Source organism: Vibrio cyclitrophicus (genome assembly GCF_024347435.1).
GTDB lineage: Bacteria > Pseudomonadota > Gammaproteobacteria > Enterobacterales > Vibrionaceae > Vibrio > Vibrio cyclitrophicus.
Window position 1 is genome coordinate 1,683,492 of record NZ_AP025480.1, and the last position, 22,950, is coordinate 1,706,441.

Annotated in this window: 19 protein-coding genes and 1 pseudogene; 16 read left to right on the forward strand and 4 right to left on the reverse strand. The window is 42.2% G+C overall.

Going from position 1 to position 22,950, the window contains the following annotated elements:
* Window position 1: 1 nt before the first annotated feature.
* Window positions 2-811, forward strand: coding sequence for a sterol desaturase family protein (locus tag OCW38_RS07280; RefSeq protein ID WP_016784874.1), 810 nt, complete (start codon window positions 2-4; stop codon window positions 809-811).
* Between the two features lie 156 nt (window positions 812-967).
* On the opposite strand, the gene OCW38_RS07285 is transcribed toward OCW38_RS07280, so the two are convergent.
* The gene (locus OCW38_RS07285) at window positions 968-3,016 is read right to left on the reverse strand and encodes a methyl-accepting chemotaxis protein (RefSeq protein WP_016768082.1); all 2,049 of its coding nucleotides are present in this window, start codon (window positions 3,014-3,016) and stop codon (window positions 968-970) included.
* 104 nt (window positions 3,017-3,120) lie between these two features.
* Between OCW38_RS07285 and OCW38_RS07290 the strand changes: the two genes are divergently transcribed.
* Window positions 3,121-3,606 (forward strand): C40 family peptidase, encoded by a 486-nt coding sequence (locus tag OCW38_RS07290; protein WP_016768083.1) that lies wholly within the window; start codon window positions 3,121-3,123, stop codon window positions 3,604-3,606.
* A 154-nt stretch (window positions 3,607-3,760) separates the two neighbouring features.
* Here the strand turns inward: OCW38_RS07290 and OCW38_RS07295 are convergent, their stop codons facing one another.
* The gene (locus tag OCW38_RS07295; protein WP_010440912.1) at window positions 3,761-4,105 is read right to left on the reverse strand and encodes a DUF3802 family protein; all 345 of its coding nucleotides are present in this window, start codon (window positions 4,103-4,105) and stop codon (window positions 3,761-3,763) included.
* Window positions 4,106-4,651: 546 nt separating this feature from the next.
* On the opposite strand from OCW38_RS07295, the pseudogene OCW38_RS07300 reads away from it, so the two are divergent.
* Window positions 4,652-5,519 (forward strand): annotated as a pseudogene (locus tag OCW38_RS07300) (fructosamine kinase family protein).
* A gap of 93 nt (window positions 5,520-5,612) precedes the next feature.
* Complete coding sequence (locus tag OCW38_RS07305; protein WP_004733789.1) at window positions 5,613-5,816, forward strand: CPXCG motif-containing cysteine-rich protein; 204 nt, start codon at window positions 5,613-5,615, stop codon at window positions 5,814-5,816.
* Between the two features lie 217 nt (window positions 5,817-6,033).
* Here OCW38_RS07305 and OCW38_RS07310 read toward each other — a convergent pair whose 3' ends face one another.
* Window positions 6,034-6,642: a riboflavin synthase gene (locus OCW38_RS07310; protein ID WP_016768086.1), complete on the reverse strand. Its 609-nt coding sequence runs from the start codon at window positions 6,640-6,642 to the stop codon at window positions 6,034-6,036.
* A 162-nt stretch (window positions 6,643-6,804) separates the two neighbouring features.
* On the opposite strand from OCW38_RS07310, the gene OCW38_RS07315 reads away from it, so the two are divergent.
* Window positions 6,805-8,175, forward strand: a complete 1,371-nt coding sequence (locus OCW38_RS07315) for an MATE family efflux transporter (protein ID WP_261895617.1) — start codon at window positions 6,805-6,807, stop codon at window positions 8,173-8,175.
* Between the two features lie 143 nt (window positions 8,176-8,318).
* On the opposite strand, the gene OCW38_RS07320 is transcribed toward OCW38_RS07315, so the two are convergent.
* On the reverse strand, window positions 8,319-9,161 hold the full coding sequence (locus OCW38_RS07320; RefSeq protein ID WP_010440920.1) for a DNA ligase: 843 nt from the start codon (window positions 9,159-9,161) through the stop codon (window positions 8,319-8,321).
* A 298-nt stretch (window positions 9,162-9,459) separates the two neighbouring features.
* Between OCW38_RS07320 and OCW38_RS07325 the strand changes: the two genes are divergently transcribed.
* From OCW38_RS07325 to OCW38_RS07375, 11 genes are all read left to right on the forward strand, one after another.
* Window positions 9,460-9,789, forward strand: a complete 330-nt coding sequence (locus OCW38_RS07325; protein WP_016797676.1) for an STAS domain-containing protein — start codon at window positions 9,460-9,462, stop codon at window positions 9,787-9,789.
* A 61-nt stretch (window positions 9,790-9,850) separates the two neighbouring features.
* Entirely contained in the window at window positions 9,851-10,684 is an 834-nt protein-coding gene (locus OCW38_RS07330; protein WP_016788671.1) for an OmpA family protein, read from the forward strand.
* Entirely contained in the window at window positions 10,681-12,780 is a 2,100-nt protein-coding gene (locus OCW38_RS07335; RefSeq protein ID WP_010440926.1) for an SLBB domain-containing protein, read from the forward strand. The genes OCW38_RS07330 and OCW38_RS07335 overlap by 4 nt, the downstream gene beginning before the upstream one ends.
* Window positions 12,780-13,469, forward strand: a complete 690-nt coding sequence (locus OCW38_RS07340; RefSeq protein WP_010440929.1) for a P-loop NTPase family protein — start codon at window positions 12,780-12,782, stop codon at window positions 13,467-13,469. The genes OCW38_RS07335 and OCW38_RS07340 overlap by 1 nt, the downstream gene beginning before the upstream one ends.
* A gap of 612 nt (window positions 13,470-14,081) precedes the next feature.
* Window positions 14,082-15,074 (forward strand): ABC transporter substrate-binding protein, encoded by a 993-nt coding sequence (locus OCW38_RS07345; RefSeq protein WP_010440931.1) that lies wholly within the window; start codon window positions 14,082-14,084, stop codon window positions 15,072-15,074.
* Between the two features lie 259 nt (window positions 15,075-15,333).
* Window positions 15,334-16,233, forward strand: a complete 900-nt coding sequence (locus tag OCW38_RS07350; protein ID WP_010440933.1) for an ABC transporter permease — start codon at window positions 15,334-15,336, stop codon at window positions 16,231-16,233.
* Window positions 16,226-17,470: a quaternary amine ABC transporter ATP-binding protein gene (locus tag OCW38_RS07355; RefSeq protein ID WP_010440936.1), complete on the forward strand. Its 1,245-nt coding sequence runs from the start codon at window positions 16,226-16,228 to the stop codon at window positions 17,468-17,470. The genes OCW38_RS07350 and OCW38_RS07355 overlap by 8 nt, the downstream gene beginning before the upstream one ends.
* 404 nt (window positions 17,471-17,874) lie before the next feature.
* The gene (locus OCW38_RS07360; protein ID WP_010440937.1) at window positions 17,875-18,297 is read left to right on the forward strand and encodes an Hpt domain-containing protein; all 423 of its coding nucleotides are present in this window, start codon (window positions 17,875-17,877) and stop codon (window positions 18,295-18,297) included.
* 211 nt (window positions 18,298-18,508) lie between these two features.
* Window positions 18,509-20,038 (forward strand): sigma-54-dependent transcriptional regulator, encoded by a 1,530-nt coding sequence (locus OCW38_RS07365; RefSeq protein WP_016792523.1) that lies wholly within the window; start codon window positions 18,509-18,511, stop codon window positions 20,036-20,038.
* Window positions 20,019-21,176 (forward strand): glycosyltransferase family 4 protein, encoded by a 1,158-nt coding sequence (locus OCW38_RS07370; protein ID WP_010440941.1) that lies wholly within the window; start codon window positions 20,019-20,021, stop codon window positions 21,174-21,176. The genes OCW38_RS07365 and OCW38_RS07370 overlap by 20 nt, the downstream gene beginning before the upstream one ends.
* 311 nt (window positions 21,177-21,487) lie before the next feature.
* On the forward strand, window positions 21,488-22,861 hold the full coding sequence (locus tag OCW38_RS07375) for an O-antigen ligase family protein (protein ID WP_016788673.1): 1,374 nt from the start codon (window positions 21,488-21,490) through the stop codon (window positions 22,859-22,861).
* The last annotated feature ends 89 nt before the right edge of the window (window positions 22,862-22,950 follow it).

Here is a 22,950-nt window from a genome sequence, read left to right on the forward strand (position 1 = left end):
CATGCAAGACCCATCACTGCTTCGCCTTGTTTGTTTTATTGTCGTTTTTGGATTATGTGCGATTTGGGAGTACCGTTTTCCACGCAAAACGCTAACTCAAAATAAGTGGTTCCGTTGGGGGAACAACTTTGCGTTGGTTGCACTCAACAGTTTTCTGCTAGCCACACTTATTCCTATTGCTGCATTCCAAGCGGCTGTCATTGCACAAGACAATCAATGGGGTTTATTTAATACCCTGTCACTTCCTAAAGAACTCGTTGTACTGATCTGTGTATTGCTGTTGGATTGCGCCATTTACCTGCAACACTTGGTGTTTCATCGTGTGTCTTGGCTTTGGAGATTACATCGAGTGCATCATGCCGACCTAGATATTGATGTCACAACAGGTACACGATTTCATCCAATTGAGATGATGCTTTCTATGCTTATCAAAGTGAGTTTAGTGATCACCCTTGGGGTTCCAGTGATTGCCGTGGTGATATTTGAAATTGTGCTTAACGCGAGCGCGATGTTTAACCACAGTAATGCACGTCTACCACTTTGGATTGATAAGCGATTGAGAAAAGTGATTGTGACACCAGACATGCATCGTGTTCATCACTCGGTCATTGTGAAAGAAACCCATTCTAATTTTGGCTTCTTTTTATCGGTTTGGGATATCTGGTTTAAGACTTATCGTGCCCAGCCTATGCTTGGACACGATCACGTCCACATTGGCGTGCCTGAGATACAAGATGGCAAAGAACAGAGATTGGATTTCATGCTGCGTCAACCATTTGTCCATTACCCACATTCAAGAAAATCAAAGTAGCGGTTTGTTTTCTACATGCCATCTTTCAATATAAGGCCCAAAAAAAGCAGGCGCTCAAACCATTTATTAGTCATTCCGCGCTAATAATGAGTTTAAGCGCCTTGCTCTTGGTATCGAGACGCTGGCTTGTTATTCAGAGAAATCTTTTCTAACTGGTTATCTACTTAATACGTACTTATGAAGCATCGCTTGTTGATGCCCTGCAATGTCAGCAACTTGCTCTGAGCTTTCAATCATAGACTCTAGCTGTAGCTTAGTGTTTTCGCCCTGCTCTGACACGCGTGTAATGGAATGGGTTACATCAACAGTAGCGCGAGCTTGCTGTTCGGTTGCGACCATGATTTGCTCAACTCTACCTTTTATCTGGCTGACTGCTACGTCGATTTTCTCAAAAGCTTGTTTTACATCACCACTGGTTTTCAATGCATTAGCCATTTCGCTTCGAGACTCGCTGACTGACATACGAGATCGATCAGCTGCAGCCACCAGCTCATTCATCATGCTGCGAATATTGGTGGTTTGCTGGGATGTACCGCTCGCCAGTTTTCTTACTTCATCTGCAACCACTGCAAAGCCACGGCCCTGTTCTCCGGCACGTGCAGCTTCAATCGCAGCATTAAGGGCTAATAGGTTGGTGTTTTCAGCAATGCCACTGATCATATCAACCATTTCACGAATTTGTTTTACTCGCCCGTCTAGATCTGCCATCGATTCTTCGTTCAAGCTTAACGAGTGCTCTAATGCCTGAAGACGCTGTTGATTCAAGCCAACCACCTGACTTCCGGTGACCGATTCATCTTCCGCTAATTGAGCGTCATCGTTCGATGCATTCGAGATACGTGCAATTTCGCCTATAGAAGCTTCAAGTTGAGTAATCGTTGTGATCATGTTTTGCAGAGATTCATTCTGCTCGTTTAAGCTTGAATTCGTCTGCTCTGCAGCATCGTGACTAACTTCTGCTGTTTGATAAAGTGTTTCACAGTTTCGAGTGACCAAGCGAACTGAGTCGGCGGTGGAATCTACGACGGTATTTAACTGTGATGCGATAACCTGCAGCTCTAATGGCCCTACTAATTCGCTTTGTTTAGAAAAGTCATGTTCGGCGAGTAAATTCAGCTGCTGGGTAATATTTTTTAAGCCTTTGTTGACCCAATGACGTAGCACAAGCCACGAAATAATAATGATCACAGCGATCACTAAACCGCTAGTGAATAACACCCTGTCAATGTTAGTGATGGTTTGGTTTACAACCAACTCACTTGCATCAATCAAGTGTGAAGCCGTCGATGATAATTGATTCAGTGTGCCGATAACCTTGTTCGCTAAGGTAATGACTTCAGCTAAATTCTGTTTTTGTTTTTCAGCTAACTCTAATTTCCAGAGGATCTGTTTGATCACCCCTTCTTCTGTGAATCCTTCTTTCACCATGTCATAAGGTGCAGTCAGGCTGGCAAACTCAACAATATCTGGATGCCATTCTGAAAAATCGTCGTACGCTAAGTTTATTCCTGCAATGCGATTTCTTAACTCTCGAAATTCATCTTCCGCTTTGTCTAAGTCAGATTGCATCAACAGCATTAAGAATGTGTTCGCCATTGCCGAAGCACTTGCCGTGAATCGGTTAGCGGCATCATGTGCTTCGGGGTTATTCTGAACTAAAAAAGAGCTAATACGATTCATTTCAGGCCCAATAGAACTAACACCGTAGCGAAACCCTCCTATTTGGCTATCAATGAGGTTTTGTTTACCTTGAATATCAATCTGAGCCAATAACACGCTGTTGGTCATATGTTGTAGCTGAGCCATATCATCAATCAGGCTTTGCTTTTGCTCTAGAGAAATCGCATCGGGGAAGGATTGAGAAATAAAAAGAAGTTCGTCTAGCGTTTGATTGCTCTCTGCAGCTAATTGCTCAATTGCTGATCGTGTTGTGTTGAGTGTGTCTAAATCGGTTGATTGCGTGCTGTAGGTAAGGAGTTTTACTTGTTCTAATACGCTCTGCGTCAACTGAGCGTTGTTTAGTGCTAGGGGCAATGCTTGTTCAGACAACGTATCAAAATGCCCTCCAACCCGCTCTACACCTCGAATACTGACCATCGATAAAAAGGTGACGAGCAAAAGAATCGAAATAAATACAGCAGTGACGGTTTGAATGAGCGAGAATGTATAACGTGAAGGTTTTATTGATAAATTTGTGTCGGGCATGTGAAATCCAGTTTGACTACGAAAAGAGATATCCTTAAGTTGTTCCGTATACTAGAAGTCGTTGATGACGTTTTTATTTCAGTTTTTTGTCAGAAGAGTTACATATGAAAATCAGAAAAATGCTTGCAGTTACAATAACTTTAGTAACATTGACTGCTTGTAGCTCTACGCCACCGCCTTTTAGTTACAATAAAGTACCGTCAAAACCCTTATCGAAATCAGAGCAAGCTACCGCAAATGCGTATTTGAGCGTGTACGAGCAATGGAAAGGTGTCCCTTATCATTTTGGCGGCACTTCATTTCGAGGAATAGATTGTTCGGCTTTCGTTCAAATCGCTGTTCAGAATGCAACGCAACAGGCTTTGCCGCGCACGACCAAAGATCAGAGTAAACAAGGTGTAGAAATTGCGTATGAGCAAGCAATAAGTGGTGACTTAGTATTTTTCAAAACCTCACCAAAAGTACGACATGTAGGTGTTTATCTGGGAAACAAACAGTTCTTACATGCGTCGACATCTAAAGGTGTGATTATCTCAAGGTTGGATAACCCTTATTGGGCTTCGAAGTTTTGGCACTTTAGGCGCATATAACGCGTCAGTCTTTCGCCTCTTTGATAACGCTTACGACCCGGTGAATAGATGTACTTAAGAAGCACTAACGCTTAAAATATTAGTGCTTCAAATAGAGTCGTTCAAAATACTGGTGCTTAAAACTTCTAATGCTTAAAGAAATAAGCTCTGACGGTTAATCGTATTTAGCGACAGCAGTATCAAATAAGTTTTTAACTAAGGCGATGTATTCGTCTAGGAACACAATCTGCTCGTTAGTTGCTTTCTTTGCCCAAACGCCCGCAAGCACTTCACCTAAATCAGCGACTACGGCATCTGCTTCTTTCAACAATTGAAAGCGCACGCTAGAGTGCAGTTCAGGATTTTGTTCAAAGATAGCCATGATGTTGGTTGAAATCATGTCAGTAACAATGTCTTCTACACTTTCATTTCCTGTATCACCATTACTGTTGGTAAATACATCCAAATTGAACGATAAGTGCTCGATTAAAGCCAAATAGCCATCGGTTTCTACAACCACAATAAATCTCCGTTTTAAGCTCTAGAGCAGATTAATACGTATTAAGCTAATACTATGTAAATGAAGTCATTTGTCATCATTTTATTATCAAAAGTCGTATTTAAATGATCCCTGTTAGCATTTAAGCTCAAAATTGAATCAATGTACAAATAAAGCCAGAAAGTTCGACTTAGCAATAGCTTTCAACATTTTTAAATACGCAAGAACATAAGTTTTGCTATCCATGACTTACCCTAGCATGAGTACCTACTAAAATTTAAGCGTAAACAATAACAACCCATGCGCACTTTTCTAGTTAGTAGCCTAACATTGAACGTCAACTGTGAGGTTTATTCCAAAGTGCATGTGGCTACCATTTGTCATTTTTTATCGAGTTATCAATGGTATTGAATTAGCTTGAGTTCACAGATTAGCCAATTCATTCATCATAAGAAGGCTTAGAATTAAGAACATTGACTAGTGCGTCTATAAATCGCTCAGTTTTATCCTAAACTATTGTTAATCAACAAACCGTATTTCTAACCAACCGTTCTTTGAGGATTTCCTATGTGGCAGGCCATTTCTCAACAGCTTTCAGATACACTTTTATTCAACTTTCAGATCACTGAACGTACTAAGGTTTCTGGTGGTGACATTAACGATTGCTATATGATTAGCGACGGCAATGAGCGTTATTTTGTTAAGGTAAATCAACGAGAGTTTCTACCTAAATTTGAAATAGAAGCTGAGAACCTGCGCTTATTAAGAGATACCTCCACCGTTAATGTACCTGAGCTTGTGCTTATTGGTAAGACTAAGGAGTGCTCGTTCATTATCCTGAATTACTTGCCAACTAAGCCGCTTGAAACTGGCAATAACAGCTTTGATTTTGGTGTACAGCTTGCCCGACTTCATCAATGGGGAGAGCAAAAAGAGTTCGGTTGCGATCAAGACAATTACATAGGCATTACTCTTCAACCTAATCCGTGGCATAAAAAATGGGGACGTTTTTTCTCTGAACAACGTATTGGTTTCCAACTTCAGCTGTTGAAAGAAAAAGGCATCGAATTTGGCGACATTGACGATATAGTCGACGTGGTGAATATGCGACTAGCGAGCCGTAACCCACCCCCCTTCACTACTTCATGGCGATCTTTGGAATGGTAACGTGGCTAATTCAGCGTTTGGCCCTATCTGTTACGACCCTGCATGTTATTGGGGTGACCATGAATGTGATATTGCATTAACAGAATTGTTTCATGGGTTCCCTCAAGAGTTTTATGAAGGCTATCAAAGCGTCATGCCTTTGGACGTTGGCTATACTGATCGAAAAGACATTTATAACTTGTACCATCTTCTCAATCACTGCAATCAATTTGGCGGCGAATATTTAGCGCAAACCGAAGCATGTATTCAGAAGATTCAAGCCGTTTAGTACCAATCATGGTGGTTGGCCAAAACGATTCAAGCTATCACGATCGATATAAGCGACTTAGGTTAGTATCAGTTACAGTGAGGAGAACTTGCCATGCATAAATACACAGAAAAACACGTGTCCTGCCCTCATTGCGGGCATGCAATCAGCATAACGCTCGACGCCTCCAATGGCAGTCAGGATTTTTACGATGACTGCCCCGCTTGCTGCAACGCCATTCACTTGGACATGCAGGTCGACGAAGTTAGAGATAGGATAAACCTATCGATTGATGCCGATGACGAACAGGTTTTCTAAAAAAGGTTTGCTAACAAGTATGACTGTTGCCACATACCTAAAGTCATACTAGAAACAACAAAGCTAAAAAGAGCACATCAAGTGCTCTTTTTATTGTTTAAGCAATCGAATGATACAGCTTGTGATTTTCACTAGTTATTCAGCCGCCAGCTTCAACTTTTATTCGTTTAACCATCATAGTTAAACGTGCAAGCCAGCCTAAAGCTAACGGTTCAGGCTACTTTTTGTTCGCCATAACACGTTCAACGGTATCGACGATCGCTTGTGTTTGAGGGTCGAATTCAATATTGACCTCATCTCCGACTTCACGTCCTCCAAACAAAGTTCGATTCAATGTTTCTGGAATGAGATGCACAGAGAAACGGTTGTCTTCGACTTCACCAATAGTCAGTGAACATCCATCAACACCAATGTAGCCTTTACTTAGCACGTACTTCATCGACGCTTCTGGCATTTCAAACCATAGTGTACGGTTGTTTTCCGTTTTGATGACTTCAACTAGTTTTGCCATTAGCGTAATGTGTCCGGACATGCTGTGGCCACCAATTTCATCACCGAACTTAGCTGCACGCTCTACGTTTACTTCGTCCCCAATATTCAACTGACCGAGATTAGTTAATCTTAACGTTGCTTGCATTAAATCAAACGCAACACGGTTTCCTGAAATTTCAGTTACCGTTAAACAACAGCCATTATGAGCTACTGAAGCACCAATCGCTAAGCCCTCTACCATTTTGTCTGTCAACTCAATGGTATGGGTTTGAAACGACTCTTTTTTGTTTATCGCAACCAGTGTTGCCATGCCTTGAACGATACCTGTAAACATAAGATTCCTATTTAGCATTTTAGTAACAGTTTTTCATAGCAGTTATTGTGACATTTCTTTATGATTCGTCCAGTGGAAGCTTAATGATCAGCGTCTTTGATTTCTTCAGAGTGTCCATTCCCACATTTTCAATCTAATTTAACCTCTAATCTGGAGTAATTTGTGCATCGTTACAAAGAAGAAGCCTTGAATCTAATCAAACTTGCGACCCCAGTGTTGGTCGCATCTGTGGCACAAACCGGAATGGGTTTTGTCGATACTGTGATGGCAGGTGGCGTAAGTGCGATTGATATGGCCGCAGTATCTATTGCTGCGAGTATTTGGTTGCCTTCGATTTTGTTCGGTGTCGGCTTGCTGATGGCATTGGTCCCTGTTGTTGCTCAACTTAACGGTTCTGGTAGACAAGCAAAGATTCCATACGAAATTCAACAAGGCATAGTGCTTGCGTTAATTATCTCATTACCAATCATCGGTGTACTGTTCCAAACTCAAGCAATACTTGAGCTGATGGATATAGAAGTCTTAATGGCGAAAAAAACCATTGGCTACATGTATGCAGTCATGTTTGCGGTACCAGCCTTCTTACTTTTTCAAACTTTGAGAAGTTTTACTGACGGCATGTCTTTAACGAAACCCGCGATGGTCATTGGTTTTATCGGTTTGTTATTGAATATCCCGCTCAACTGGATGTTTGTATACGGTAAGCTTGGCGCACCGGCTCTTGGTGGTGTTGGCTGTGGCGTCGCAACCGCTATCGTATACTGGATAATGTTTGCTCTGTTGTTTGCGTATGTGCTGACTTCAAAACGACTAGCGAAGATCAACATCTTTGGTCAATTCCATAAACCAGAGTTAAAGGCACAAATTCGACTGTTCAAACTCGGCTTTCCTGTTGCTGCTGCTCTGTTCTTTGAAGTGACCTTGTTTGCTGTTGTTGCGCTTCTGGTCGCTCCATTAGGTTCATTGATTGTTGCTGCGCACCAAGTTGCGATCAACTTCTCGTCTTTGATATTCATGATTCCAATGAGTATAGGCGCTGCTGTCAGTATTCGTGTTGGTCATAAGTTAGGTGAAAACAATACCGAAGGCGCAAAGATTGCTACACATGTTGGCATAATCGTTGGTTTGGTGACTGCATTGATGACAGCGGCCCTGACAGTGTTGTTCAGAGAGCAAGTATCATTGCTTTACACAGAAAACACAGCAGTAATCACCATTGCAATGCAGCTGCTTATTTTCGCTGCGGTTTATCAATGTACTGATGCAATTCAAGTGATAGCTGCGGGCGCTCTTCGTGGATACAAAGACATGCGATCGATTTTTAACATTACTTTCGTCGCATACTGGTTACTTGGCCTACCGATCGGTTACATTTTAGGTATGACAGATTGGATTGTTGAACCAATGGGCGCTCACGGCTTTTGGATTGGTTTCATTATCGGTCTAACATCAGCCGCTATTATGCTAGGCATGCGTCTTCATTGGATGCATAAACAGGATGATGACGTGCAGCTCGAGTTTAGTTCTCGTTAATTTAGCTCTCAACAAACAGCAAGAATCGATACCGCATATAAAAAGAGCTCTGATCTTCAGGGCTCTTTTTATAAGGTAAGTGTAGACAGGCATTTATTTTTAAGTCGATATAGCATTTGTCGGGTCACTATATCGAGTATGTCTTAATATTCACTTTTCTCTCTGACAAAACGCGCAAATTTGGGCTTGCCATTTTGAGTGAATCCGTTGTATCGAAAGGTAATTCGACTACCAATCTCTGGCGGCGCCAATCTCAATTTATCGCTAAACCCGCTTCCTATGTAAAACTCAACACCCTCTTCGGTATGAACCAGTATCGAACCCATCATTCCTTTGTATTTACCCGTCCCACCTTTATAGCCAATCACCGTTGCTTCGGCATCGTGGTGCCTTTTCAATTTCAACAAATCATTACTTCGACCTGCTTGATAGCGGCTGGTGATTTTACGCAGCATCAAACCTTCACCATTACGTTCATCCACATTGTCTAATTGGTGAAACAAGGTCTCTTCGTTATGAATTGGATAATGCTCGACATAACCAACGTGGGACTCATTAATCACACTGACCCAATGAATAATATTGTAATAGCGTTTCTGATAATCACCTGCTGCGCCAGGCATATCAAACAACATAAGATCAATCTTTCTCCATGCGGTATCACTGGGTATATGATCCAAAACAGTTTGTTGAACGATATGAAAATTACCTCTTCCAGCCCACAACTCTCCTTCTAACTGAACTTTTGGCAGTTTTTCTATAAACCAATTAGGTGCATAAATTCGGTTGCCATTGCGAGTATAAAGATGTTCGCCATCCCACAAGGCTCGAATACCATCTAGCTTTTCACTGGTCCAGTATTGAGAAACATCGATGCCTTGCTGGTAGTTGTTCGCTAAAACCAAGTGTTCTGGTGGTAAGTAAGAAGAATGAGATGTGAATGAACAAGCCCAAAGGGTCGCAATCGCCAATTTCGTTAATCTCATTGTTTACTCTCTTTTTATCCCAAGTACGCTATATCCTAAATGGTCCTTAGCTTCAGTACGTGGTATTTAATTAAAGATGCGACTCAACCATCAACCTTATTCGGACTAGCGTTTCATTCGCAAAACTAATTGGTTATAACTCTCAAAAAGCCACTCATTTTTAGTTCTCAGAATGAGAATTCAACTTTCTCAATATGATAACCAATACAAACACCAATTTAAGCTATTGAAAATAAACAATATAAAAGTTGGCATATTACGTGCTCTTGTTAACTCATACATTCAAGGAGATAACGCTATGGAATTACGTAAGATTGACTTAAACACAACCACATTGACTCTTTCAATTTTTGGTGACCTAGACGCAGCGGGTAGCCGAGATGCTCAAACCGACATTGATGATGTTATTTCAAACGATGGTCACCAAGAAATCGAAGTTGATTTCAGCCAAGTTCAGTTTCTTGATTCATCAGGCGTGGGGGCTATTGTATACATGTTCAAACGTCTTACTGAGCGAGAAAGGAACATGCGCTTAGAAAATGTATCAGGCCAACCACTTGAAATCATGAATTTATTACGCATCGGTCACGCGATCCCAGTTAACTCAAAAAATCCTACTAATTCATGAAGATCCACTAAGCTAGAAGTAACAAAAAATAATAATAAAAAGAAAAAACAAGGACGTTGGCATGAAAATACTGAAAAACTACATAGCCCTTTCTCTGTCTGCTCTACTTCTGGGTTGCACAAGCTACCCAGAACATGGCACCGGAGGATTAGCTGAAAGTTACGATTCCACAAACTATCTAAATTCAGATTTCTCGCCTGTTATGCCAGACGAACCTCTAGGCCCAGAACACGGCCTGCGTTTCGATTGGCAACTAGCAAAACTCCATCTAGATGCCCTAATACAGGAAGGGGCACGTTGGTGCTTCCCTGCAGCTGTCGTTCAAGCTATCGAAAAACAAAACCGTATCGCTCGTGAACTGCAAGGCGGATTGCTGTTAGATGCAGCTAACGATTTGGTTATCCAAAGAAAGCGCTTGAATGAACTGGAAGTTCAACTTGATTACGTGACTTCTCAAGCGCGTTGCGAGCCACCTAAAAACGAAAACCAATTCCGTATGCAACTTTCTGTCATCCAGCAACTGTACGATTTACTCAACGTCGACAACCAATTCGCTGAAAACTCAACTGAAGTTAACCCAAAATACATGGGACGACTTGCTGAAGCGACCAACCTATTGAAAGAACACAAATCGCTGGACTTAGTTGTCACTGGTCATGCCGATGCTTCAGGTCCTGAAGAATACAACGACAAACTGGCACTTGGACGTGCTAAACAAGTAGAACGTTATCTAACTATATTTGGGTTAGATGCTCTTAGAATTAAAGCTGTTTCTGTTGGTGAAACCGTACCACTTTTCGAAGGTGAAACAGACGGGACACACCTGACCAATCGCCGAGTAAGTATTGAAATTATTTCGCCTGAAAATGCTGAGAAAATGGGAGGTGCGCTATGAAAATTATAATGACGCTGATTTTCAGTATCTCGCTTTGTTTTTCTACACTGACCACTGCTGAAGATGAGTTTACAGGTGCAGTACAAGTGGGCGATCTTATTCAAGTTAATGTACCCGGTGAAAGCACTTTGAACACAGGCTTCCAAGTCGACAAGCGCGGCCGAATTACCCTTCCTGAAGTCGGCACTGTGTTTGTTGCGGGTTACGATAATGACCAATTAAATAAAGTAGTGTTAGAGGCACTGGCAACCGCTTACAAAGATCTATCAAACGCTTCCGTTTATGTGAAAGAACAGCAAATTATTATCTCTGTCCAAGGTTACGTTGAGCAACCTGGTGAGTACACATTGTCACTGGGTTCTAGCATTCAGATGGCATTGTATGCTGCGGGTGGTTTACGTCCCGGTGCACAATTAGACAAACTCATCCTAAAGCGTGGCTCCGATAACACAGAATTTAACTACAAACGTTTCTTAGATTCAGGGGACGAATCAACTCTTCCAACCCTTCAATCGCTCGATTCGTTGTTTGTTCCAGCGTCTCCTTTAGTGGGCAACATTGAACAAGAGTTTGATGCCGCGAAGCTTGCTAACTCAGGTGATAGCGCTGATTCTCGTAACTCTATCAAGGTTTTTGGTGAAGTAAATGCTCCAGGCTCTTTTACCTATAAAGAAAACTCAGACTTAGTCGACGTATTGATGCGATCTGGTGGCGTAACGCGTTACGCAAGTGTCGAGCAAATCCGTGTTATCTCGAACAACACACCGACTCTGTTCAACTTAAAGCGCTATCTAGATTCTGGCGATGAAAGCATGCTTCCAATTCTCCGTCCGGGTTCAACGGTTTTTGTCCCTAAACAGGAAGAAGAGATTAAATCTGGTGCGAACACGGTTTATGTCATGGGTGAAGTTGCTGCGCCTGGTGCTTTTGAAGGAAAAAAAGGCGCGACCTTTATGGATATATTGGCTAACGCAGGAGGCCCTACTCGCTTTGCTGAATCGAGACAAATCCGTGTGATCAAATCCAACGGTCGCGTACTTAAGTTCGATCTAGCCGCTTATACAGAAGGTCTTGCAAATTCAGCTCCCCCTTCAATTCAAGCGGGTGATGCGATTTTTGTTCCTGAGAAAACAGACATGAACGAAAAATCATGGTTAAAAATCACACCAGACAGAGCCGTTAACGTGATTGGTGAAGTGAACCGACCTGGCCGTATCGAATGGTCAGATGAAATGAACTTCATGGGCTTGTTAGCACACGTTGGCGGTCCAACACTACGTGCAGACACCTCAAAGATTGAAGTTGTGACAGGTAGAAAGTTAGTTGTGTTTAATCTTGATGAGTTCATTAAAAATGGCGCACCGCGTGATCAAATGCCTTATATACGATCAGGTTCTATCGTAAGAGTGCACGACTTACCACAAGACCCATCCGACAATAAATCACAATGGGTACGTCAAAGCTCAGACGCTTCAATCTACATTTTTGGACAAGTGAATGCGCCAGGTCGTTACCGCTTTACAAAAGACATGCACTTCTTAGATATCTTGTCAGCAGCTGATGGTCCAACTAAGGACGCTGACATACATAATGTTCGTGTTACACACCGCGATAAAACTTATTCTAAGGTCAGTAAACTGAACCTGTCGCTGTATTTTGAAACAGGTGATGAATCGTTACTGCCAAACGTAACTACTGGGGATACAATCTACATCCCAGAAAAAGGCAAAAACTGGTTAGATACACCAAAAGAAGAGACGGTTCGTGTCCTTGGTGCCATTAACAACCCTGGTCGATATGTGTTTAATGACAACATGACCATTCTTGATATCTTGGCCGAAGCCGCAGGCCCTACAGACAGTGCTTACGTAGAAAAAATTACCATTGTGAACATGTCTTGCTGCCAAGGGCAAGCTCGCACCTTTGACCTTGTTGAATTTAGTAAAACTGCCAATATTTACAACCTACCGGTGCTGCGCGCAGGAGACACGATTTACATCCCTGACCGCCGTGAAAGCTTTATTGAAAAAGCACGTGTAGGTTTAGACGACATCTTACGCATCACGACCACTATCGTCCTAATAGGAGCTTTATAATGACTATTTCAGCAACACATGCCGAAGTTGAACAATTGTACCTAGCTTCAGAACTTAACGATCAACGTTCAATTTGTGTCACTGCTTGCCACTCTGGTGACGGCGTAACATCTGTTGCTACTGCACTTGCAGAGCGTTTCTTATTGGCGGGTCATTCGACTCTATATGTTGATCTTAACTTGTTTAATCCCGCTTTTAAGAATGTGAACGTGCTTGAAGAAGATCAATCGGGGCAACTTATTGAACACATCGAATCACAGCGCATGTTCATAGGTGTCCCAGCTCCGGACGTGGTATCGACTCAATTGGCATATAAAGACCCAGCAACGCTTCAAAAAGCAGTGACTCAATGGTTAGAAAAGTATGACCGTGTGATCGTTGACACCTCACCTTTACTCAATATTAATAAAGGAAATATTCCAGCTCAATCGGTTGCGAGTGCTTGTGATGGTGCGCTGCTGGTTGTTGCTTACGGAGAAACATCAATCCATCACCTTGCTCAAGCGAAGAAATTACTCGAAGCGAAGAGTATTTCTATGATGGGTTGTGTGATGAACATGAAACAACACCCTAGTTTTGCTCAAGAGCTTGTTAGACAGGTGAATCGGATGAAGTTTATCCCTCAAAAAGTTCGCGACAACTTGGCGAATAGACTTCATCGCAATGAATTCTTGAATTTACCAATGTGATGGCCTAATTCTTCAACAGAATTAGGTTTCGGTACCATTTGTATCAAATACTTTGAGCTCGTCAGATAATAAGATTTAAATAGCATTTACTCGCTGCCATTCTAAAGTGACAGAGACCTGTTTAGTCGTTTCCCTTTACTTTTCACTCAAATCAAAATTGATAATTTTTGCCGAAATTAACTGTTAAAATCAGATTTTAAAGCACATTCAACGCATTTCACACTCGCCAATCATGGTCTTAGCACCTTCAAATCCACTCTAAAATCAACACCTCTGTGCCTAATTTCGCTGGAATGTGACCCAGACTGTTAAAGTGCCACGTAGATCGCATCAAAGATGGAATTTGTACGATTATTCCCTAAGATTATAAATAGAGGTGGTTTTTGACGAATTTGTAATAGTTTGACAAAGTTATCCGATGGCTGTGAAACACAGTGGATGAATCAAGCGAATCACACTTATCTGCTTTGCGCGCTTATCTACTCTGTTTTATCCCATCCCTCCTTCTGCTCAAATGGTTCAATACACGGAAAGGATCACCATCGAGCAATTTAGTTAGTCAAGTGACCTTGATTAGCTTGGTTGTATTATTAAAGAGAAAGGAAACTCAATATGAAATACAAGTTAAGCTCCGTATTTTTGTTAGTAGCAGCAGCCAGCGGTAATGCTAACGCTGGAGAATGTGGCAGCGTAACAATCGCAGATATGAACTGGAACTCTGCAACACTGATCGCCAATATCGACCAATTCATCTTAGAACATGGTTATGGTTGTGACGCTGAACTTATCCCTGGTGACACCATGCCAACTGGCACTTCTATGATTGAAAAAGGCCAACCCGATGTCGCACCAGAACTTTGGAGTAACAGCCTTAAAGACGCACTTGATAAAGGTGTGAACGAGAAACGCCTCCGCTATGCAGGAAAAGCACTAGTAAACGGTGGTGAAGAAGGCTTTTGGGTTCCAGCTTACTTAGTTAAACAGTACCCGGAGATGGCGACCATCGAAGGTGTACGTAAAAACGCAAGCATGTTTAAACACCCTGAGGACCCAGATACATCTGCATTCTACAGTTGTCCAGCTGGTTGGAACTGCCAAATTAGTGCCGGAAACTTGTTTGAAGCGCTTAAGTTAGAAGATAGCGGCTTCACTATTGTTGACCCAGGATCGAGTGCCGGTTTATCTGGGTCGATCGCAAAAGCTTACGAACGCGAAGAAGCTTGGTTTGGTTATTACTGGGCACCGACTGCCGTTCTTGGTAAATACGACATGGTGAAAGTTGACTTTGGAAGTGGCGTTGACGAACAAGAGTTCCTTAACTGTACAACTAAAGAAGACTGTGACTCACCGAAAGCTACCATGTACCCGCCTTCGCCAGTCCATACTATTACGACAGAAAGTTTTGCGTCACGCGCACCCGAAGCGTACGACTACTTTACTAAGCGTGGTTTCACTAACGACAAAATGAACTCACTTCTTGCTTGGATGGAAGATAACCAAGCAGATGGTGAAGAAGCGAGTATCCATTTCTTGAGCGAGTTCCCAGAAGTGTGGCACCCATGGGTTTCGGAAGAAGTGGCTAAGAAAGTTGAAGCTGAGCTGTGATACTACGTTTGGCAATAGCCAAACTTACTAAGTTTGATCGCCGTTATTTTTGAACATCGCTAGATTCACTGATAGCTAGGAGTCAACGATAACTGCAGTTCAACAATCATTACGCTCAATAAAATGGAAATAACGTCGCTATACTTGATGTTATTCATGATTCGGAGCCTTGTTCGCTAACACTACTTTAATTACCCCTAACTTATAAAAATGGGGTTAGCTTAGCGAACAAGTGGCTCCGGACTATAAGGATATAAAAATGGCTGACAGCAATTGGTTATCAAGCTTTCCTGAGATGGAACGCTCTGATTTGCGAGCAATAAAAAAGGCGCTAGATGGCGCATACCGTGAATTTTCCCGTGAATACGGAGAAATGATCGAATCACTATTTGATCCCCTTCTTTCCTTCCTTGTTTGGTTTGAAAAACTCCTTATTTCGACCCCTTGGCTTATCGTACTTGGCGTTTGTACCGCTCTAGTTTACGCCGCGAGTCGTTCTTGGAAATTGGCTTTGGGTTGTGTCTGCTCCCTGCTTCTCATCGGTTACTTTGGTATGTGGGAAGATACGATGCGGACACTCAGTATTATAACAGTATGTACTTTAGTCTCCATTTTCTTAGGGATCCCAATTGGTATCGCGATGGCTCGTTCTAATCGCGTGCAATCAATCGTGACACCACTCCTCGACATCATGCAGACCATGCCTGCGTTCGTTTACCTAATCCCAGTAGTGATGCTTTTGGGTATTGGTAAAATCCCAGGTTTAATCGCCGTTGTGATTTACGCTATCCCACCAGTAATTCGTCTTACTAACCTTGGTATACGCTTAGTAGATAAAGAAGTGTTAGAAGCCGCGACAGCATTTGGGGCAAGTAAGAAACAACGTTTGTGGGGTGTTCAGTTACCGCTTGCGATGCCAACGATTATGGCCGGTATCAACCAAACCATCATGATGGCACTGTCTATGGTTGTTATCGCCTCAATGATTGGCGTTAAAGGCTTAGGGCAACCGGTTCTTAAATCAATCACTAACCAATATTTCACTTTAGGCCTAATGAATGGTTTCGCGATTGTGGCTTTGGCTATCTTATTTGACCGAGCTTCACAAGCTTATGCACGTAGAACCAACGCACACCTAGGAGGATTCAAACATGACTAAACCATTGATTGAAATTAGTGGTCTATACAAAGTGTTTGGACCAAAACCAATGTCAGTGATGAACCGAGTTACCAACGGTGAGCACAAAGATGCCATATTGGCAGACACTGGTCACACTGTTGGTTTAAAAGAGATTAACCTAGAAATTAACCGTGGCGAGATATTCGTTATCATGGGGCTTTCTGGTTCTGGTAAATCGACACTAATTCGTCACTTCAACCGCCTAATTGACCCGACTCAAGGTAAGATCACTGTCGAAGGTATTGATGTCATGAACCTTAATACCAAAGAACTAGAAGAGTTTCGACGCCATAAAATGTCGATGGTTTTTCAACGTTTTGGTTTAATGCCCCATCGAACGGTCATTGAAAACGTTGCGTACGGTCTCGAAGTCCAAGGGATCAAGAAACAGCAGCGGCTAGCAAAGGCGACTGAGTGGCTTGAAACCGTTGGGCTTAAGGGTTATGAGCAACAATACCCTGCTCAACTCTCTGGCGGTCAACAACAACGTGTCGGCTTATCGCGTGCTTTATGTACTGACGCTGAAATTCTACTGATGGATGAAGCCTTCTCGGCGCTCGATCCGTTGATTCGAAGTGAAATGCAAGATCAACTGATCGAGCTACAAGAGAAACTTCATAAAACGATTATCTTCATCACCCACGATCTCGACGAGGCACTACGTTTAGGTGACCGAATTGCAATTTTGAAAGATGGTGAGTTGGTCCAACAAGGTACGCCTCACGAAATTCTGCTTAACCCTGCGGATGATTATGTTGAAGCATTTGTAAAAGACGTGAACCGCGCGCGTGCATTAACGGTTGAGACGGTGATGCAGCCTCCTCTTTACCGCATCACTTCAGAAACGATTGAAGGTGCGCTTGCTCAAATGAAGATGCTGAAAAACGATTACGCTTACCACGTAACAGATGAGGGCTATCAAGGCTTAGTCACTCAAGAAAGCCTGCAAGACGCCGTGGAAGATGTGTCAGTACACGACTTCAGTGAAGAGATATATGAGGAAGTACCAGCGGTACTTCCTGATGCTGTTATCGAAGAAATATTGCCTGATACAATGTCATGTGATTACTCCCTACCTGTTGTTGATGAAGATGGTAATCTTAAAGGCGAACTAGAACGAAGTGCTGTTGCTGAAATATTCACTGAGAATAGCGAGGAAGAAGTAGAGCCAGCGCCAAAGCCGAAACCAAAGATTGATATTGATAAGGCTTCTTAGCTTAATTTGTTCGCTCTTAAGCTCTTAAGCTTTTAAGCTTCGGAGTTTATGTTAGTTGGCACTTAACTAACTGCAATAGCCTAGGCCACTGTATGAATAAATCCAGTGGCCTTTTTCTTTTCTTAGCTTTCAGCGTGCGTCTCTTTGCTTGTCATTCTGACTCAATCTAATGCAAATTCGTTTACTAATCATCTAAGTTCATATTTCTTGAGTAAATATTAGAAAAATCAGAGTATTACTTCTATAACTTTACTAGATACACACTTCCATATTAACTGATTCATGCCATGGTTTTTAAGCCAAGCAGTTGAAATTATTCTAGAAAATGACTAAAACTTAATAATACTCATGGATATTAGCCTCAAGCTAACGTATTTCCTCAACACACAATGAAAGGATTTAGTGTGAATAATTCGACTTTAGCTTCAGAGACATCTGCTGGTTTGAATGAACAAGCGAATGCACAACTGGCCGATACAGAGCTTGTAGATGAAAGTATCTTAGAACAAATGATTCGTGATACGAGTGCAGAGATTATTCCAATTTTAATCGATCATTACGTAGAAGAATCACAAATCCGTTTGGCCGCAGTAAGACAAGCAGCCAAAAATAACGATATTCAAGCTCTAGAGTTTGAAGTTCATACCGTCGGCAGCACTGCACTCGCGTTAGGTAACCGCCCTCTGTCTGTGCTCGCTCGAACGTTAGAAAAACAATGTTTAGAACAAAAGCATGATGAAGTATTTCTTAGAGTTGATGAACTGTTAGAGCTTGCAGAACGTTCGATTAAAGCCCTACTAAAAAGAAAAGACCAAGGCTTTGGTTAAACCTATTTGAATATCAATGTTGGCTAGTTGCCGCTATAACATCACTCTTGTAAAGACAAGCTTAAGCATAGTCAGTGTCAGCGATCGCTAAAGCCAATTGTTTATTAGAATATTGCATGCGGTAGGTAACAATTACACTAGTTTCGTATTGATGGTCACATATCACTATGTTATTGATTGGTTAGGATAAAGTTTCAAAAGGAATTATACAATGCGCCCTAAAGTATTGTTGGTTGAAGACTCCACCTCCCTTGCCGTACTTTATAAACAGTACGTTAAAGATGAGCCATACGACATATTTCATGTCGAAACTGGCGCTGAAGCCAAAACATTTATAAAGAGACATGCACCACAGCTCGTCATCCTCGATTTAAAACTACCGGATATGCCAGGCGAAGAGGTCTTAGATTGGATCAGTGAGAACGAGGTTCCGACTGCGGTTATCATTGCAACAGCGCACGGCTCTGTGAATATCGCCGTTGACCTCATTCAACGAGGTGCAGAAGATTTCTTGGAAAAACCCATTCAAGCAGATCGCTTAAAAACATCGGTTAATCTTCACTTGCGCAGAGCGAAGCTCGAAAACTTGGTCGACGATATTCAAACCAAATTCGATCGTGACCGATTCCATAATTTCATAGGCTCTTGCCTACCGATGCAAGCCGTTTACAAAATCATTGACTCAGTTGCGCCAACTACAGCCAGTGTTTTTATCAATGGTGAGAGTGGTACAGGTAAAGAAGTCTGTGCGGAAGCGATACACCAAGAAAGTCAACGTAGCGATAAACCGTTCGTTGCGATTAACTGTGGCGCTATACCTCGAGACCTAATGGAAAGTGAAATCTTCGGTCATATCAAAGGTGCTTTTACTGGTGCGACAACCGATCGAAAAGGTTCAGCCATGCAAGCTCATGGCGGCACCTTATTTCTCGATGAGCTTTGTGAAATGGAACTGGAGATGCAGAAAAAACTCCTCAGGTTCTTACAAACAGGTACTTTCACACCACTCGGTGGTAACCGCGAGATTAAAGTCGACGTTCGAATCATCTGCGCAACCAACCGCGATCCACTGGTTGAAGTGGAAGAAGGCCGGTTCCGTGAAGATCTATACTACCGTGTGCACGTTGTGCCTATCGAGATGCCACCACTAAGAGAACGCGGGAGTGACATTGTCACCTTGGCGAACCACTTCTTGAAGTTATATGCCAAGCAAGATAAGAAAAAATTCAGATCGATAGACAAAGAGACGCAAGCGTTGTTGAAGCGTTATCCTTGGCCAGGCAATGTTCGTCAATTGCAGAATGTCATTAGAAATATCGTGGTGTTGAACAATGAAACCAGTGTGACTAAAGATATGGTGCCGCCACCAATTAATAAAACGGACATCAGAACGTCCAAAAGTGTCAATCCGATACGAAATATGTCGCCAGTAGCAGTCCCCCAACATTCAGCGACCCCTGAAACCAAGTTACCACCCTTGACACCAGAGGAACTCGAACTCAACTCTGCAACTCAACATCATCAAATACCAGCGCAACAGGCACCAATGACACCGCCATTAATGACCACCGACGGTGCAATTCGTCCGATGTGGCAAATTGAACGCGAAGCCATTCAACACGCGATTAATCATTGTGATGGTAATGTACTAAATGCAGCAGTATTGCTAGAGCTAAGCCCTTCTACTGTTTATCGTAAGAAACAGGCTTGGGAATCGGAAGATGAGTACAATCAAGCCTAGTCATACGGTCCTAACACACCTTACATCGGATCAAGAACAATTGGCTCTTGATCCAAATAAAATTAAGTCAAACGAGATTTGGTTGTTGATCGACAGCCAAACCTTTGGAGGAATCGAAACTCATGTTATTGAATTAGCCCTCGGTTTAATTGAGCACCAAAAACAAGTAAGAGTCGTCCTTCTCACCAAGTTCACCCAAGAACCTCCAATCATTCAACGCTTAACTCAATTACAAATCCCCTTTTGTAACCTTTGCGATCTTGCACCGAATGGTTCGAATGTGTTGTCGCAGATCAGACAAGCTGTTGACCAACATAGACCATGTCTCATTCATGCTCACGGCTATAAAGCGAGTATCATGAGTAAGGTGACAAAGTTATCCTTGGTCAAGCCCAACAAGTTGTATCAGGTATCCACTTACCATGCCGGTGAAACGCCAACAGGAAAAGTGTGGTTGTACGATTTTTTAGATCGATACAGTGGTTTTATCTCAAATCACTCTTTAGTAGTGAGCGACAAAATAAAGGATAAGATCCCCTCTCAAACGACACTGCTCAATAATTTCATTTCAATTCCAGAAAGCCCATCGTCCCTTTTTGCTTCTGGTTTCGTTAAAGATGTTAAAGAAGATACGACAACTATCTATGATATAGGTTTTGTTGGGCGTTTGAGTCACGAAAAAGCAGCCGATAGGTTCGTGACGCTGGCCAACTCACACCCAAGTCATCGATTTCATATTTTCGGAGATGGCCCAGAAAGGCAAATATTAGAGAACAACCCGCCTACCAATCTTACTTTCCATGGACACCAATCATGTATGGATTATGCTTGGCAAATCATCGATGTGTTGGTGATACCTTCTCGATATGAAGGATTACCGATGGCGGCACTCGAAGCAATGGTACGTGGTATTCCAGTAATCGCGGCTGCGGTTGGTAATTTACCACAATTGATTGAACATCAAACCAGTGGTTACATTGCCAAAAATGAAACTGAACTCAACACTTGCTTAGAAAATTGGTTGCGACTTTCACTTAAAGGAAAAACAGCGATGAGTCATAAAGCAAGAAACACGATCGTCGAAAGGTACTCTCCACAAGCGGTTATTCCCCAAATATTGGATTGCTATGATTGCTAATTTTCATCGAATCAACGCTTTTCGTTGATAGATTCTGTCTAGTTAACCAATTCGATCTCTGTAACGCTTCTATTCAATCTGATTCTCAATTTGAAACAACCTCAAAACCCATCGAAACTTGCCAGGTAAATAATCATTAAATTCAATGATTTAATTACAATTCACATGTGGCACTCACCTTGCTATCTATTAATACGCGCAAAATTTTTCTATTGAGTTTAGAAGCCGATATTTCGTAAATTTTAATCATGATAGTTTTCAGAAAGTTCGACTACCTGAATCCGTTGATGTGCAAGCCGCAAGGAGATGCGATGAACTACCAAGCCAACAGAACACCACTCATTATTGGGCTTTCAACCATGAGTCTAATAATTGGTGCTGCTTGGTATTTAGTTCCTCATCCTGCGGTGGTTATCGTGCTTGCCTTTATACCGCTGGGCGCTTTATTCGTTATCAATAAAGCGTTTTGGTTTGTGCTTTTGTTCGTCGTATTTTCATTCTTCAGAATTCATGAGGCACTACCTCAACTTTACCCATTAAAGATACCTCTACTGTTATCTTTGGGAGCATTATCGGCACTGCTATGGCATTCGTTAATCAGTAGAGAGCTTAAGATATTCTGGCACCATTCACTGAGCTGGCTGGCCATCTTTTGGTTGCTGACCATTGTTGGCCTTGTGTTCGCATCTAGCCGTTCAATCGCATTTGCAGAATTTAAAAGCATTTATTGGAAGATCATCGTCATGACGCTCGCCATTACTTGGTTGGTTAATACGACGGAAAACCTCACAAAGACAGCGATGACTATTATCTATGCAGGGGCTTTGGTGAGTATCATCGCTGTTTATAATTCAGTAAACGGTATTGGTATTGTCGAAGGTTCTAGGGTGACTATTGGACGAGATTTAGGCTCGATGCTCGGTGACCCGAACGATCTCGCCTTGGTGTTGCTTTTCCCGCTCGCATTCGCCATTAGCCAAACCATTACACCCGGTATTTCCAATTTCAAGCGGATAATTAGTGCATTAGTTTGTGTCTTATTGTTAGTTGCGATTATCGCTACTCAAAGCCGAGGTGGATTACTTGGCTCGATTGCGGTTGTTGGTATCTTTGCTCTGAAACTCATTCGTTCAAAAGTGCTATTAATATCATTGGGGGCGGTCGGCGCGATAGTACTCTATTTTGTCGCAGGTATAGGCGATAGATCATCTGGAGGGGCAGCGGAACAAGGTATTGATGAATCTGCCATGGGGAGAATTTACGCTTGGGAGGCGGCCTTTAAAATGGCCGTAGAAAATCCATTGACAGGTGTTGGTTTAAATAACTTCTACTCAAACTACTTCTTCTATAGCTCCTATTGGGACGGCTTGAATCACGCAGTTCACAGCACATGGTTTGGCGTTCTGGCAGAAACAGGCTTTATTGGCTTAGTCATTTTTGTCACTTTGATTATCTCGTTAATCAGAACCTCAAGAGCCACGCTAGCACGGTTATCTCAAGCCGGTACGTCTGTCGCACCCGAACTTAATGCCGTCGCTTATGCCGTGTATGCCGGTTTAGTCGGTACCATAGTATCTGGCACCTTCCTCACACAAGGCTTCAACTGGCCAATTTACATTCTAGCTGCACTCACAGTTTGCGTATCAAACGTGTCTCATACTGCTTGTCAAAATGAGAAAACCTAAAAGAAAAACTCTAACTGACTGAAATAAATAAATAAATTTAGTGGCACGTAATGTGAAAGTACATCTATATAACAACATAGAAGGAACTT

Bases quoted from the DNA above. Each gene is read 5' to 3' on its own strand.
- OCW38_RS07325 (WP_016797676.1), top strand. From the start codon at position 9,460: ATGGAATTACGTAAGATTGACTTAAACACAACCACATTGACTCTTTCA.
- OCW38_RS07280 (WP_016784874.1), top strand. From the start codon at position 2: ATGCAAGACCCATCACTGCTTCGCCTTGTTTGTTTTATTGTCGTTTTT.
- OCW38_RS07345 (WP_010440931.1), top strand. From the start codon at position 14,082: ATGAAATACAAGTTAAGCTCCGTATTTTTGTTAGTAGCAGCAGCCAGC.
- OCW38_RS07370 (WP_010440941.1), top strand. From the start codon at position 20,019: ATGAGTACAATCAAGCCTAGTCATACGGTCCTAACACACCTTACATCG.
- OCW38_RS07290 (WP_016768083.1), top strand. From the start codon at position 3,121: ATGAAAATCAGAAAAATGCTTGCAGTTACAATAACTTTAGTAACATTG.
- OCW38_RS07330 (WP_016788671.1), top strand. From the start codon at position 9,851: ATGAAAATACTGAAAAACTACATAGCCCTTTCTCTGTCTGCTCTACTT.
- OCW38_RS07305 (WP_004733789.1), top strand. From the start codon at position 5,613: ATGCATAAATACACAGAAAAACACGTGTCCTGCCCTCATTGCGGGCAT.
- OCW38_RS07310 (WP_016768086.1), bottom strand. From the start codon at position 6,642: ATGTTTACAGGTATCGTTCAAGGCATGGCAACACTGGTTGCGATAAAC.
- OCW38_RS07365 (WP_016792523.1), top strand. From the start codon at position 18,509: ATGCGCCCTAAAGTATTGTTGGTTGAAGACTCCACCTCCCTTGCCGTA.
- OCW38_RS07285 (WP_016768082.1), bottom strand. From the start codon at position 3,016: ATGCCCGACACAAATTTATCAATAAAACCTTCACGTTATACATTCTCG.
- OCW38_RS07355 (WP_010440936.1), top strand. From the start codon at position 16,226: ATGACTAAACCATTGATTGAAATTAGTGGTCTATACAAAGTGTTTGGA.
- OCW38_RS07350 (WP_010440933.1), top strand. From the start codon at position 15,334: ATGGCTGACAGCAATTGGTTATCAAGCTTTCCTGAGATGGAACGCTCT.
- OCW38_RS07375 (WP_016788673.1), top strand. From the start codon at position 21,488: ATGAACTACCAAGCCAACAGAACACCACTCATTATTGGGCTTTCAACC.
- OCW38_RS07340 (WP_010440929.1), top strand. From the start codon at position 12,780: ATGACTATTTCAGCAACACATGCCGAAGTTGAACAATTGTACCTAGCT.
- OCW38_RS07335 (WP_010440926.1), top strand. From the start codon at position 10,681: ATGAAAATTATAATGACGCTGATTTTCAGTATCTCGCTTTGTTTTTCT.
- OCW38_RS07320 (WP_010440920.1), bottom strand. From the start codon at position 9,161: ATGAGATTAACGAAATTGGCGATTGCGACCCTTTGGGCTTGTTCATTC.